This window comes from Acinetobacter seohaensis (genome assembly GCF_056431365.1).
This window is the reverse complement of record NZ_JBWKMK010000142.1, coordinates 1-13574: the sequence shown is the minus strand read 5'-3', so window position 1 is coordinate 13574 and position 13574 is coordinate 1. Positions and strand designations below refer to the sequence as shown.

12 protein-coding genes are annotated in these 13574 nt (G+C 43.5%); 9 read left to right on the top strand and 3 right to left on the bottom strand.

Annotation, left to right across the window (positions count from 1 at the left end; genetic code table 11):
• The first annotated feature begins 122 nt into the window (after nucleotides 1–122).
• The gene (locus AC07E5_RS13960) at nucleotides 123–1454 is read left to right on the top strand and encodes an alpha/beta fold hydrolase (RefSeq protein ID WP_253132342.1); all 1332 of its coding nucleotides are present in this window, start codon (nucleotides 123–125) and stop codon (nucleotides 1452–1454) included.
• A gap of 135 nt (nucleotides 1455–1589) precedes the next feature.
• Here the strand turns inward: AC07E5_RS13960 and AC07E5_RS13955 are convergent, their stop codons facing one another.
• On the bottom strand, nucleotides 1590–2123 hold the full coding sequence (locus tag AC07E5_RS13955) for a disulfide bond formation protein B (protein ID WP_131261221.1): 534 nt from the start codon (nucleotides 2121–2123) through the stop codon (nucleotides 1590–1592).
• An 18-nt stretch (nucleotides 2124–2141) separates the two neighbouring features.
• Nucleotides 2142–3719: a glutamate--cysteine ligase gene (gshA, locus tag AC07E5_RS13950; protein WP_253132344.1), complete on the bottom strand. Its 1578-nt coding sequence runs from the start codon at nucleotides 3717–3719 to the stop codon at nucleotides 2142–2144.
• A 318-nt stretch (nucleotides 3720–4037) separates the two neighbouring features.
• Here gshA and AC07E5_RS13945 point away from each other — a divergent pair, with 318 nt between their 5' ends.
• From AC07E5_RS13945 to AC07E5_RS13925, 5 genes are all read left to right on the top strand, one after another.
• Nucleotides 4038–4577 (top strand): DUF924 family protein, encoded by a 540-nt coding sequence (locus tag AC07E5_RS13945; protein WP_167846415.1) that lies wholly within the window; start codon nucleotides 4038–4040, stop codon nucleotides 4575–4577.
• A gap of 45 nt (nucleotides 4578–4622) precedes the next feature.
• Nucleotides 4623–5198: a CC0125/CC1285 family lipoprotein gene (locus AC07E5_RS13940; RefSeq protein WP_104852739.1), complete on the top strand. Its 576-nt coding sequence runs from the start codon at nucleotides 4623–4625 to the stop codon at nucleotides 5196–5198.
• Between the two features lie 18 nt (nucleotides 5199–5216).
• On the top strand, nucleotides 5217–6545 hold the full coding sequence (locus AC07E5_RS13935) for a DUF445 domain-containing protein (protein ID WP_253132346.1): 1329 nt from the start codon (nucleotides 5217–5219) through the stop codon (nucleotides 6543–6545).
• A gap of 158 nt (nucleotides 6546–6703) precedes the next feature.
• The gene (locus AC07E5_RS13930; RefSeq protein ID WP_253132348.1) at nucleotides 6704–7858 is read left to right on the top strand and encodes a methionine aminotransferase; all 1155 of its coding nucleotides are present in this window, start codon (nucleotides 6704–6706) and stop codon (nucleotides 7856–7858) included.
• 105 nt (nucleotides 7859–7963) lie between these two features.
• Nucleotides 7964–9331 carry an MATE family efflux transporter gene (locus AC07E5_RS13925; RefSeq protein WP_253132350.1) on the top strand — a complete coding sequence of 456 codons (1368 nt, stop codon included), beginning with the start codon at nucleotides 7964–7966 and terminating at the stop codon, nucleotides 9329–9331.
• Nucleotides 9332–9357: 26 nt separating this feature from the next.
• On the opposite strand, the gene AC07E5_RS13920 is transcribed toward AC07E5_RS13925, so the two are convergent.
• Nucleotides 9358–10197, bottom strand: coding sequence for an SDR family NAD(P)-dependent oxidoreductase (locus AC07E5_RS13920; RefSeq protein WP_096901500.1), 840 nt, complete (start codon nucleotides 10195–10197; stop codon nucleotides 9358–9360).
• A gap of 213 nt (nucleotides 10198–10410) precedes the next feature.
• Between AC07E5_RS13920 and AC07E5_RS13915 the strand changes: the two genes are divergently transcribed.
• The 3 genes from AC07E5_RS13915 to phoR all read left to right on the top strand — a co-directional run bounded on the left by AC07E5_RS13915 (nucleotide 10411) and on the right by phoR (nucleotide 13422).
• Nucleotides 10411–11130: a TetR/AcrR family transcriptional regulator gene (locus tag AC07E5_RS13915; RefSeq protein WP_179997049.1), complete on the top strand. Its 720-nt coding sequence runs from the start codon at nucleotides 10411–10413 to the stop codon at nucleotides 11128–11130.
• Between the two features lie 213 nt (nucleotides 11131–11343).
• Nucleotides 11344–12054: a phosphate regulon transcriptional regulator PhoB gene (gene phoB, locus AC07E5_RS13910; RefSeq protein ID WP_004974162.1), complete on the top strand. Its 711-nt coding sequence runs from the start codon at nucleotides 11344–11346 to the stop codon at nucleotides 12052–12054.
• 9 nt (nucleotides 12055–12063) lie between these two features.
• On the top strand, nucleotides 12064–13422 hold the full coding sequence (gene phoR / locus AC07E5_RS13905; RefSeq protein WP_253132352.1) for a phosphate regulon sensor histidine kinase PhoR: 1359 nt from the start codon (nucleotides 12064–12066) through the stop codon (nucleotides 13420–13422).
• The last annotated feature ends 152 nt before the right edge of the window (nucleotides 13423–13574 follow it).

The window sequence follows — 13574 nt, the reverse complement described above, 5'->3', positions numbered from 1 at the left end:
AATTCATCTAAAAATTTACAGTCCTGTAAATTCATGAAATGCCAACAGACCCTTGAGTTTATACCGCGAACCCAAGTAAAAATAAAGCGTTCGGTATATGGGAACACAAGGGGCAACACAGTATGCCAAGTTTAACACCGCTGCATGAAACCTATTGTAGATGGGACCGTACACCTCCAAGTCAGGCTGATGTACTAGAAGGCTTGGCACAGTTGGTCAGCACGCGCCTGAATGCCGTGATGAGCGAAGTGATTCAAACCATTCAGCGTGAAGTTTTGCTCAGCGTATTTGGCATGAGCGAACAACGCTCGCAAAAGTTTCAAAAAACCGCGACTTTTCAAAAGCTGTATAAGTTTGCCTTTCACAGCTTACAACAATACGGCTATCACTTTGTTGCGCCAGGTTTACGTCAAATTATTGCGCAATTTCCCAACTTACATGACAAAGCACTCACACCAAGCCTGCATTTTTTAGTCGGTGTACTGAATGGCGTATTGGGAGATTATCTACTCGAACAGCAAAATCCGCTCGCCTTACCTATGGTGCTCTATGACCATTATGGCGAAGTCCAACAAGGCGATTTGTCTGGGCGTGTGGTGATTTTTGTGCACGGTTTATGCCGCAATCACCTCGATTGGACTACACACCAATTTGGTGGTTTTGGTGAAAAATTACTGGCACAACGTGACCATAACACCATGTTATATCTGAATTACAATACAGGGCGTCGCATTTCTGCCAATGGCCGCAGTCTTGCCAATACCTTAGATGATTTAATTCAGCGTCATCCTAAAATTACCAGTATTGATTTAATTGGGCACAGCATGGGTGGCTTGGTGTCGCGCAGTGCGCTGTTTTACGGTAAGCAAAATTTGCAGCACTGGATTCACTTGGTCGAAAATCTGGTCTGCTTGGGTTCACCACATCATGGGGCTGTTTTGGAGCGTTTTGGTTTCCATTTACAGGAAAAATTAGGTCGCTTTCCTATTGTGAAAATTGTCGGGCATTTGGTCAACATTCGCAGCAACGGCATTTTAGATTTGCGCTATGGCAGTGTGCGAGATGATGACTGGGAACATAATCAGGCACGAATTGGACAGGTCGATGACAACCGCAAACCCGCACCTTTGCCGACCCATATTAATGCTTATTTCGTGGCAGGCAGCATTGAGTTTGAGAAAAAGCAGAACCTGACCCGCAAAGTCATTGGCGATTATTTAGTCAGTATAAAAAGTGCTTTGGGGGAACATCCTAACCCACGTTTTCAATTAAAACTGCCTGAATCGCACAAAGCTGTGTTCTATGGTCTGAACCACTTTCAGTTACAATATCATCCAAGTGTGGCAGAGCAATTGGTGAAATGGTTTTATCCTGCGCATGAAGAAGTACCAGAGCAGCAAATTCATGAATTTATTGGCGATTGGTCAAGTTTAGAAGGCATTGCGCTCACCTAACATAGTCTAAACAGTTCAAAATACGCTACAACACGATGATTTTTAGATGGATTTTCAACAGATACAAAAATAAAAAAGCGCCATCTACATTGAGATGGCGCATTTTTATCAATTCAGTGAGCAAGTAGCCCGAATTTATTTTTTCTTCACTTTGCCAAATGTAGTCGATGCCACAAACGGATAGTTACGCAGCAATTGCCATAAACTAATGATCGCCAACACGCTAAAGAACAGCAATGACCACACAGGTAAAGACTGCCCTAAGAACGTCCAGTCAATCACAGCACATTCACCTGAACCCGACAGTACTTGTTGCAATACGGCTTTCATGGGTAAGGCATCTACCAAATAATCTAGCCCTGGACCGCAGCTTGGCACTTGATCGGGCGGTAAGTTTTGCAGCCACACATGCCGTGCTGCCACACCCACTGACCATAAAATTCCAATACTGCCGAACAGCGCGTAAATACGCTTAACCACGTTAGATTTAGGGTTATGCACAAAAGCAATCAGTGAAACCAAACCCAATGCAATTAAGCCCACCCGCTGAAAAACGCACAGTGGACACGGCGCTAAACCTTGCACATGCTCTAAATACAATGCAAATGTCATCCCAATGACACTGGCTAAAAATAAAACACCACTTAGCAGACGATAACTCAATTGCATGTTTAAATCTCTGAGCTGTTATCTATATTGTGCGACATAGTCTGCAAAACTCAGACCCTGTGCTTGTTCAAGTTGTTGTTGTTGCTGAATAGATTGCACTGCAATTTCATCAAAATATGTTTGTGTTTCAGGACGAAGCGTATGTTGTTCATACGCATGTGCATGTTGCTGTGCCATATAACTGCCAAAGCCCCACGTACCACCATGACGAATAGTATCGGCAATCATGTGTGCCGACAGGGTTTCATCGACTTCATGTAAACGCGCCATCATGCGTTCTAAAGCTTGAGAATACAGCTGCGTCGCATAACTTTGATCGAGTAAAACAGCCAAAGGTTGCATAGCGGTGACATACTGCTGTCCCCACGCTTCAATTGGGGTTTTAACATCGCCCTCTTGAATGTGCGCATTTGGCGCACGCCCACGATTGACCACTTCGGCCTGATTTTTTTCGATGATGCTTTGTTCCGCATCTAACAAGGCTGGGCTGTCTTGCAACAAACAATACAATGCTAAGACTTCCAAAAAGCCTGCGGTATGTTCATCTATCCCAATTGGGCTATACGGATTAACATCTACCGCGCGTAATTCGACATAACCAATACCACGATTGGCAAGTGCTTGAGATGGGGTTTCACCCTCTTGTGGCACTTGTTTTGGGCGCACTAAACTATAGTACTCATTTTCAATTTGCAGCACATGGTCATTAATTTGAATTGGCTCACCCGTGGCATCATCTAAACCTAAGCGGCTAAATGGCAAGTACGGGGTTTTTACGGCTTTTTGCAAACCATCTAAATAACCTGTTAAGTCATTGTAATGAATACCAAGTTTTTTCTGCGCCGAGTTTTGATAGCCAAAGTTACCCATACGCAACGCAGTCGCATACGGTAAATACAACGTGCCTCTTAACAACGGCAACAAATGATGTTCACGCCCTGTCATAAAACACTGACAAACCGATGGACTCGCACCGACTAAAAACATCACCAATGGCGTTAAACGAATAAAGTTACGAATTAAACCTAAATAACGATGACTACGATAATCTTGCAAACTCAGTGCTTTGAGCTGCTCATCACTTTCATGTTGTTGCAAGGCGGCAAATAAATGTTCAGGGAAGGATAAATTATAATGCACCCCTGAAATGGTCTGCATACGGCGACCATAGCGCACACCTAAACCACGGCGATACAAAGTTTTAAAGCGCCCAATATTGGAGCTGCCATATTGCGCCAGTGGAATACCGTCATCGGTTTCATCAAGCATACATGGCATCGACAGCGGCCAAAGTTTTTCACCTTCGCCTAAGTGCTGATGCACCACGCTATGAATATCTCGCAAATAATCAAGCGCGTGTTGAATGCTGCTTTGCGGTGGAGTAATGAACTCCATCAACGCTTCGGAATAGTCCGTAGTAATATGCGGATGTGTGAGTGCCGAACCCAAGGCTTGAGGATGTGCTTGCTGCGACAAGAAGCCATCGCTTTGCATACGCAGACTTTCGCGTTCAATCCCGCGCAACATCCCTTGAAGCAACGCAGCGTCTACCCATGTTGGTAGAACATCTTGCGCATTTGGTTCGGGTTGACTCATTACACTCTCGCTTAATCCAATACACTACAAATACGACATAAACCACAGGCTGATTTTGGGTCGGTGGCAATTTTCTCTATCATGCAGATGATCTGAGATGAAATTGCTACCGTTCAAGTATAACTTGATTTGGCATCAGCACATGCGCTTGGGCTGTTTTTTCTAACAAAATGATGATTTTGGGGCATGCTGACATTTAATAAAGTGGTCAACGTCAATAAATTTTAATTTGGCAATTTTTTATCACAAAGTTGCACTATAAGACATGCTAAATTTGTGATTTTATAATCAAAAGAACAGAGGTAAATAATAAAGCGTATGAATTATCAGGATTTTTTAGATTTTTGGTTTTCTCCTGCTGCAGAACCGAACTGGTTTGTCAAAAGCGCAGAATTTGATGCCCTGCTCGCAGAAAAATTTACCGATGTACTGCAACAAGCGGCACAAGGAGAATTATGGACATGGCGCGAAACACCTGCAGGTCGTTTGGCTGAAATCATTGTTTTAGATCAATTATCACGTAATTTATACCGTAATGACCCGCGTGCCTTTGCCCAAGATGGAATGGCCTTGGTGTTGGCACAGGAAATGATTCACTTAAAATTGGATCAGGACTTAAACCCAACCGAACGCCGTTTTTTATATATGCCGTTTATGCACAGTGAATCCAAACGTATTCACGAAGTCGCATTGACGCTGTTTGAAAGTTTGAATGACCCCACCGTGTTGGGCTATGAACTGAAACATAAAGTGATTATTGACCGTTTTGGGCGTTATCCACATCGGAATCAGGTGTTGGGACGTCCTTCGAGTGCAGAAGAACTTGAGTTTTTAACCCAACCCAATAGCAGTTTCTAACTGGCGAGCTTGTCTTGGCTGGTTGATGTGTACAGGAGCTTTCACATGAAATATTCCCTACTCGGTCTTGCCCTTGCTAGCAGTTTGCTGTTTACAGGCTGTGCCACGACATCCTCTAAACCGCTCAGCTTTGAGCAGTTGGGGCAATACAGCACCACACCACTGAATGCGCAAACCTATCGGATTAGTTTTTTAGCGGGTCATAACATGAGTTTTGGCACTGCAGAAGAAATTACTTTGGTGAAAGCAGCACAAACCACGCTGCAACACGGTTTTCGCTTTTTTAAAGTTTTAGATGATCCGAGTAACCGTAGCCAGAAACCACCTAGACAAGCCGTGGTTTACCCTGCACCAAGTTACTATCCGTATAGCTATTCGCCGTATGGATATTATCATCGTCGCGCACCATTCTGGCCTGACCCATTCTATGATATGCCGCAAGTGGTGACCCTCGATCCGACTCAAGTGTCTTACACCATTCAGTGTTTTAAAGATCAAAAATCTGCACCTGAAGATGCCTTTGATGCGAGCCTAATTTTACAATCACTGGGGGCAAAATATGGTTTAAGTCCCACAGGACAACCATTACCCCCACCAACCTCTGCCCCTGCCGCGCCCTAATGAGATAAGGATGCCTGCATGAATACAGCGTCTGACCACACTTTAGCGAGCAGCTCGCAGCATAGCTCTCCGAGCCTGCAACGCAGTAAACGCTTTGCCACCATTGCTTTAGTGATTGCCGTGCTGGCATGGCTGGCATTAATGCTGACCGCAAAATTACTGCCTGAATATACGTGGTTGATTCACATTCTAATGCTGTCTGCCGAAGCAGGCGTGGTGGGTGGGCTAGCAGACTGGTATGCGATTACGGTGCTGTTTCGCAATCCTTTTGGCAAAATGCCAATTCCTAAATTCTTACGTGATCACACCGAAATTATTCCACGCAACAAAGACCGTATTGCCGAGTCGATGGGGCGCTTTGTGCAGGAAAACTTTTTATCGCCCCAAGTGGTACAAAAAAGCCTGCATAGCACTGACTTATCCTTAGCCGTGGGTAAATGGTTGGCGAATCCGCAAAATAATGCGCAAGTGACCCAAGTCATTCAGCAAACTGTACCGAAAATTTTTGAATTTGTCGGGCAAGAACAAATTGGGCGCTTTATTCAAAGCAACAGTGTGCAATGGGTTCGCAACACGCAGGTCAACCACTTGGCCAGTGAAATGCTGCGTGCGGTTTTGGAAAATGACTTTCATCAGGATGTGCTGCAACGCGGTTTAGACCTTGCCCATGACTGGATGCTGAAACATCCTGAAAAAAGCCGTGAATTGACCCGTCAATTGTTTAAAGAGCTTGGCGTGTGGAAACTGGCCAAAGGTGCGAGCTGGATTGGAATTGATGTGCAGCAACGCACCATAGATTCTTTACTGCAACGGGTCGAATCTATGTTGGCAGACCCTGAACATCCTTGGCGACAAAAAATTGAAGATGCTGGGCAACAACTGATGTTACAACTGGCAGATAACAACAGCAGTGCCAGTCTACGTCTAAATGACACTAAAAATGCCCTATTAGACAGTCCACAAGTCTTGAATTTTATCAGTGGTGCAGTGGTGATTCTCTGCAATGCGATTAAGGAAGATTTACAAAAACCTGATTCGGGAATTGCACAAAACCTGCGTGTTGCTATTCAGCAAGTCGGTGAAAATATCATTGCCAATACCGCAGTACGTCAATTACTGAATGAAAAAATGAGTACGATTGCGGTGAACTTGTCAGATCAATATAGTGAAAAAGTAATTCGCTTTATTAGTGAGCGCATTCATGAATGGGACTCGCGCGAAATGATTGGCAAAATTGAAAACGAAGTCGGTGGTGATTTACACATGATTCGGGTCAATGGTGTAGTGGTAGGTGCATTTATTGGTCTGGGATTGGGGATTATTCGGGCATTGGTGGAGTTGATTTGAGATGAAATTTTTTTGATAAGTCGATCTTGAGGTGTTCAATCAAAAATAACGCCTCGAACGATCTATTCAAGCCACATCATCACCCTTTACCCCATTTGCATTCCCCCCTGAAAACGCTACGATGTAAAACAAGCTGCTGCCACAACCAGAACCCCACTATGCTCGATATTCACGCGAAACTGCCTGCTCAAGGTCTGAGTATTTTTAGTACCATGTCTAACTTGGCACAACAACTGAATGCCTTAAATTTATCGCAGGGTTTTCCCGACTTTCCCCCACCTGCAGCATTACTGGATGCTTTAAGCCAAGCCACACACGCAGGCTTCAATCAATATCCTTCGGGCGATGGTTACTTGCCACTACGCGAACAACTGGCACAGCAATTTTTACAGCGTGATCAGCTAATGCTTGACCCGATCAGTGAAATTACCATCACCCCAGGGGCAACACTGGCTATTTTTAGCATCATGCAAACCGTGCTGCAGGCAGGCGATGAAGTCATTATTTTTGATCCAAGTTATGACAGTTATGCACCCTGTGTAAAATTGTTGGGTGCAAAAGCCGTTCATATTCCGCTGCAGGCTCCACATTTTCAGGTGGACTGGAATATGGTCAAAGATGCGATTCATGCCAAAACCCGCATGATCATCATCAACACACCACATAACCCCACAGGCACAGTATGGTCAGCGCAAGATTGGCAGCATTTAATTGATGTTATTCAGGAACATAATATTGTGGTGCTGTCCGATGAAGTCTATGAACATTTGGTCTTTGATGCGCATCAACACCGCTCTGCACTGTCTTTTCCTGAGCTTAGGGAACGCAGTTTTGTCGTGGGTTCCTTTGGTAAAACTTTTCATGTCACAGGCTGGAAAACAGGCTACTGTGCGGCTGCACCTGCCTTAATGCAGCTCTTTCGCCAAGCCTATCAATTTATTAATTTCTGCGGAGTTAGCGCTGTGCAAGTGGCTTTGGCAAATTATATGCAGCAGCACCCTGAACATATTGCAGAACTGGCAAAGTTTTATCAGGACAAACGTGATTTGTTTAATCAAGGCATTGCCAATTCACGCTTTCAATTCAGCCCTGCACAAGGCACTTATTTTCAAAATTTAGATTACAGCAATATCCGTCCCAGCTTAAATGCTGTCGATATGTGCCATTTTCTAGCCGAGGAGCACGGCATTGTCGGTATTCCTGTGTCTGCATTTTATCAAACCCCACCCGATGATTTACGTTTAATCCGTTTCTGCTTTGCTAAAAAAACCGAAACCCTGTTGCGTGCAGGTGAAATTTTATCGGCAATTTAAGCGGCAACAAATGCCACTGAGTTACTGAAAAGCTAAGGCTTTTTATGACCAAATCATGCTAGGGTGAAATTTCAAACAACCGCATATTGAAGCGCAGGATTTGGCATGGCAAGACCTCAGGCACTGGTCGATCACCCTCAGCTTTGGAAAACCTTTTTGGTGTTTCTATTGCCACTGATTGCCACCAATATTTTGCAAAATCTTTCGGGCACCATTAACACGATTTTTGTCGGGCAAATGCTCGGTGTGGAAGCCATTGCTGCGGTGTCGGTATTTTTTCCCATTATTTTTTGCCTGATGGCCTTTGTGATTGGGCTTTCGGCAGGATCGACCGTGTTGGTCGGGCAAGCGTGGGGCGCACAAAATGTCGAAAAAGTGCGTTGTATTGTCGGTTCGACTTTATTTATGACCCTAATTGGCGGCAGTTTCATTGCCTGTTTGGGGGTGATTTTTGCCGAACAAATTTTAATATTATTAGGCACAGACCCTAAAGTGATGCATCTATCCCTGCCGTATGTGCAATGGATGTTGGCAGGCAGCCCACTGCTGTTTGTTTATATTATTTATACCTCTATTTTACGTGGAGTGGGCGATAGCCTTACACCACTCATTGCCCTAAGTCTGACTAGTTTAATGGGCTTAGTGATTACCCCCATCCTGATTGCAGGTTATTTTGGCTTTCCTCGCTTGGGCATTATTGCACCGGCCATTGCCACCATTTTAGGTTATCTGGCTGTTTTAATTTTCTTGGTGATTTATTTAAATAAAAAAGATCATCCACTCAAACTAGATTGGCACTTGTTTCGCCAAATTCGACATCAACCCCATTTAAGCAAAGTCATTTTACGCTTAGGTATTCCGACAGGCTTACAAATGGTCACCACGTCTATGGCAGGTTTGGTAATTGTGGGGTTGGTTAATCGGCATGGCGCAGAAGCCACAGCAGCCTATGGTGCGGTCAATCAGGTGTTGAATTATATTCAATTCCCTGCACTGTCTATTGCAATTGCCGCTTCAATTTTTGCTGCACAAGCCATTGGTGCAGGCAAAGCCGAATTACTGGCTAAAGTGACCCGTACAGCCTTAGGCATGAATTTGCTGATTACAGGTATTTTAGTCACCTTGGGTTATTTATTTTCTAAATATCTGATGGCGTTGTTTATTACCGATCCTGCGGTGGTGGTACTGGGTCAGCAGCTCTTATTTATTGTGTTATGGGCCATTTTATTTTTTGGTGCCAGTGCAATTTTTGCCTCCATTATGCGCGCCAGTGGCACGGTCAATGTTCCAATGATCATCAATATTTTAGCGATTGTTTTAATTGAAGTACCGTGTGCTTATTTCTTCAGTCAGTGGTGGGGTTTGCAAGGAATTTGGTATGCCTATGCCTTGGCATTTGTGAGTCTGTGCATCGGTCAAGGTGCGTATTATCAATTTGTCTGGAAGAAAAAAACCATTCAGGTTTTGGTCTGAATGGTCTGTTATATTTGTAAGTTAGATTAACCGCGTTTCTTGCCCAACTTAGTCGCCCATGCGGTAACTTTCTGATAACCCGTTGGAACAATACGCTGGATTAAATCCAAAGTTTTGGCATCATTACCAATCAATAAACGGCGCTTGTCTTTTTGTACCGCTTCTAAAATTTGGCGCGCCGCTTCTTCAGGCGGGCAACGCAATAATTTATTAAAAGCACGTGCCGATTTTTCAGGATTCATGCCCAAAGTGCGCATGCTGTCGTTCATTTTAGCATTGTTGGCAATATTGGTACGAATCCCGCCTGGATGCACGCTCAACGCACTCACACCACAATTTTCCAAATCCAATTCCTGACGCAAAGACTCGGTAAAACCGCGCACCGCAAATTTGGTTGCGTTATAAGCCGACTGCGTTGGCTGTGCAGTTAAACCAAATAAACTGGAAATGTTAATGATATGACCATCTCCCGTTTGTTTGATTAAAGGCAAAAATTCTTTGGTGCCATAGACCACACCCCAGAAATTAATACCAACAATCCACTCCAACTCTTCGTAACTTGCACCTTCTACGGTAGAACCCAACGCCACGCCTGCATTATTAAAAATCATATTGACCGAGCCGTGGTCTCGCACAGTTTCAGCTGCCCATTCGCGCATTTGTTCTAATTTAGAAACATCCACCTTTTTAATGGTCACGCGCACATTACTGTCTTTGAGCAAATCCACTGTTTGCGCCAAACCTTGTTCATTCACATCACTGAGCGATAAATGACAGCCTTGCTTCGCCAATAGAACAGCCAATTGCTGCCCAATACCCGAGCCTGCGCCTGTAATTGCGGCAACTTTATTTTTAAAATTTTTCATGTGATTTCCTTGAGTATGTGGCGTGCACAGTTCAGACCTGCTTGTTGTTTTGTAGGGCTGTGCGATGCGCTGTGGTTTAAATATAATTTTGACAATAAGTATTGTCAATATAAGCCAGTACGAATATCGCAAATGAATCTGAAAACATAGGTTTAACAGATAATTATTGCTAGTATAAAGCCTAATTACGGTTCTTATTTGGCTTAACTGAACATGACAGAACAACTGCCCGTGACTGCAGAAACAGAAAAAACCACCCAGAAACAACAAAAAGAACGTCAGTTTAAAGGCTTGTCTTTAACTGAGCGCAAACAGGCGCGTCGTGAAAAACTGATTGAGGCAGGTATTCAAGCCTATGGCACGCATGGTTTTTTTGCCGTGACCGTAAAAGATATTTGTACCGAAGCCAAACTAACCGAGCGCTATTTCTACGAATCCTTTAAAAAAAGCGAAGAACTGTTTCAGACCATTTTTTTAAAATTGATTGATGAATTACAGCAAAATGTCATGCAAGCCATTATGCAAGCCTCGGCTGATCCTAAAAAAATGATTGATGCAGGACTGACTGCTTTACTGACCACGCTAAAAAATAACCCGCAAATGGCACGTATTATTTATATTGATGCCATGCTGGTGCAAGAACTACATAACCAAGCCACCATTCACGAAACTATGTCGCGTTTTGACCGCATGATTCAGGCCTTTGTCATGCTGATGATGCCGCATTTAGACCGCCCCAACCGAGAAATTTCACTGGTAGCGACAGGCTTAAATGGTTATGTCACCCAAATTGCGATTCGCTGGGTGATGAGCGATTTCAAACAATCCATGGAAGATGTCTTGTCTTCTTGCCGTATTGTATTTTTATCACTGCTTCAAACCTTTTCAGACAAAGAGCAAGTGCTTGATAAAGATTCCAGCAACCTGTCATAAAACTGAAAAATATTCATAATATTTTTTAATTTCATTATTTTACTTTGACTGAATATCTGTAGATATTTCATCAAATCGACACTAGTTTGTCACAAATTATTGCAAAAATAGCCTGTTTACCCCTTTCTGCAATGATACTGTCATAATTAATCTTTGTAATAAGCCTGTCATAAATAAAACGGTCCACCGTTAACATCTATAGGATATTGCGTTGTGAAAGATGACTACATTTTAATCGTCGATGACGAACTCCCAATTCGGGAAATGATCCATACCTCTTTAGATATGGCAGGCTTTCAGTGCTTACAAGCAGAAGATGCAAAACAAGCGCATCAAATGATTGTCGATCAACGTCCAGCGCTTATCTTGCTTGATTGGATGATGCCAGGCGGTGTCAGCGGTGTAGACTTGTGCCGTCGCCTAAAACGCGATGACAACCTTGCTGAAATTCCTGTGATTATGCTCACTGCACGTGGCGAAGAAGATCACAAAGTTCAAGGTTTAGATGCTGGCGCGGACGACTACATGACTAAGCCGTTCTCGACCCGTGAACTGGTGTCACGTATTAAAGCGGTCTTACGTCGTGCCAATGCCTTAAGCGGTGAAAAAACTATTGATGCCAACGGTTTAATTTTGGACCCAGTCAGCCAGCGTGTCAGTTTTGGTGACAATATTTTAGAAATGGGCCCAACCGAATATCGTCTATTGGCGTTCTTTATGACGCACCCAGAGCGCGCTTACACCCGAGCGCAATTGCTTGACCAAGTCTGGGGCGGCAATGTATATATTGAAGACCGAACTATTGATGTGCATATTCGTCGTTTACGTAAAGTTTTAGAACCGTATGGCGTAGACCGTTTTGTACAAACGGTACGTGGTACAGGCTATCGCTTCTCGACACGTGCGGATGTTGCTTTAGGCTAAAATTATTTTATGTACGAACCTTACCCAGTCCCTGAACTCGCCCGTGACCTCAAACAAGTTCGTTACAGCAGTTTATGGACTTTTGCCAAACAAGATTTTCGTTTATTGGCCTTTTTCCTAATTATTGCAAGCTTGATTGGTTTTGGGATTGGGTATTTTTGGATTTGTATTAGCCTCGCCTTTTTGCTGTTTTTTCTTCAGCAAATGCGCTCCCTCTATTTAGTTAATGATTGGATTTCCAATCGTCCTTATGATGTGCCGCCAAATCTGCATGGTATTTGGGGTGCATTACTGTTCAATGTTTATCGCTCACAACGTCAGGAACGTATCGTTCAGGCCGAAATGGTCGGGTTGATTGATCGCGCCCAGTCTTCATTGGTGGCGTTGGATGAAGCCGTGATGCTGATTGATGAAAATCATCAAATTGAATGGTGGAACCCTGCTGCTGAAAAGCTATTGGGTATTCAGCCTTTAGACCGTGGACGCAACATCCTCACTATTTTGCGCCAACCTAGTTTTATTGAATATTTTAATCATATTGATCAAGCACCTGACGGTTTAAAAATGAAATCTAGCGTGCATGAAGGGCAATATGTGCAAGTCAAAATGACTCAGTTTGGTGGCGATAGCCGTTTGTTATTTGCTTACGACATGACGCGTATGCATAACCTAGAACAAATGCGTAAAGACTTTGTCGATAATATTTCACACGAATTACGCACTCCGCTAACGGTGCTGAGTGGTTATATCGAAACCTTTACCGATCAGGAAGATATTAACCCGCGTTGGAAACGTGCTTTTGAGCAAATGCAGTCACAAACCCGACGCATGAACGCTTTGGTAAATGACCTGCTGCTGCTGTCGCGTCTGGAAAATGAAAAAACCATCGCCAAAAATCAAATTATTGAAATGCCAAGTTTAATGAATCAATTATTTGACGATGCACATGCCTATAACGTCGATTATGGACATACGCTCAACTTAAATATTGACAGTCATTATGATCTGATTGGTTCAGATGTAGAATTGGCCAGTGCCTTTAGCAACCTGATCACCAATGCGATTAAATATACCCCGAAAGGTGGGACGATTACCATTGGCTGGCATGATGATGGCAATCAAGGTTATTTTACTGTGGAAGATACAGGCATCGGGATTGATCCGAAACACTTACCACGCTTAACCGAACGCTTTTATCGTGTAGACAGCGCACGTAGCCGACAAACAGGCGGTACTGGTTTAGGTTTAGCAATTGTGAAGCACGTTTTGATGCAGCATAATGCACACTTAGAAGTCGAATCTAAAGAAAATCAAGGCTCTATATTTAAAGTCGTGTTCCCGAAAGAGCGTTTGTATTACGAGATTTAATAGGAAAACTCTCCCCTCTTATAATCATAGGTATCTACACATCTTTAGGTACCTAGTGCAATGGTTGCGATTTCATTCAGTTCATCTATTGAATATTCTGAGAGCAGTTGAAGAGTATTTAGTAAAATCGAGAGTCCTGCCAATATGGCAGG

Excerpts from the sequence above, each read along its gene's own strand:
- AC07E5_RS13915 (WP_179997049.1), top strand. The coding sequence starts at position 10,411 with ATGACAGAACAACTGCCCGTGACTGCAGAAACAGAAAAAACCACCCAG.
- AC07E5_RS13935 (WP_253132346.1), top strand. The coding sequence starts at position 5,217 with ATGAATACAGCGTCTGACCACACTTTAGCGAGCAGCTCGCAGCATAGC.
- AC07E5_RS13920 (WP_096901500.1), bottom strand. The coding sequence starts at position 10,197 with ATGAAAAATTTTAAAAATAAAGTTGCCGCAATTACAGGCGCAGGCTCG.
- phoR (WP_253132352.1), top strand. The coding sequence starts at position 12,064 with ATGTACGAACCTTACCCAGTCCCTGAACTCGCCCGTGACCTCAAACAA.
- AC07E5_RS13940 (WP_104852739.1), top strand. The coding sequence starts at position 4,623 with ATGAAATATTCCCTACTCGGTCTTGCCCTTGCTAGCAGTTTGCTGTTT.
- AC07E5_RS13955 (WP_131261221.1), bottom strand. The coding sequence starts at position 2,123 with ATGCAATTGAGTTATCGTCTGCTAAGTGGTGTTTTATTTTTAGCCAGT.
- gshA (WP_253132344.1), bottom strand. The coding sequence starts at position 3,719 with ATGAGTCAACCCGAACCAAATGCGCAAGATGTTCTACCAACATGGGTA.
- AC07E5_RS13930 (WP_253132348.1), top strand. The coding sequence starts at position 6,704 with ATGCTCGATATTCACGCGAAACTGCCTGCTCAAGGTCTGAGTATTTTT.
- AC07E5_RS13925 (WP_253132350.1), top strand. The coding sequence starts at position 7,964 with ATGGCAAGACCTCAGGCACTGGTCGATCACCCTCAGCTTTGGAAAACC.
- AC07E5_RS13960 (WP_253132342.1), top strand. The coding sequence starts at position 123 with ATGCCAAGTTTAACACCGCTGCATGAAACCTATTGTAGATGGGACCGT.
- AC07E5_RS13945 (WP_167846415.1), top strand. The coding sequence starts at position 4,038 with ATGAATTATCAGGATTTTTTAGATTTTTGGTTTTCTCCTGCTGCAGAA.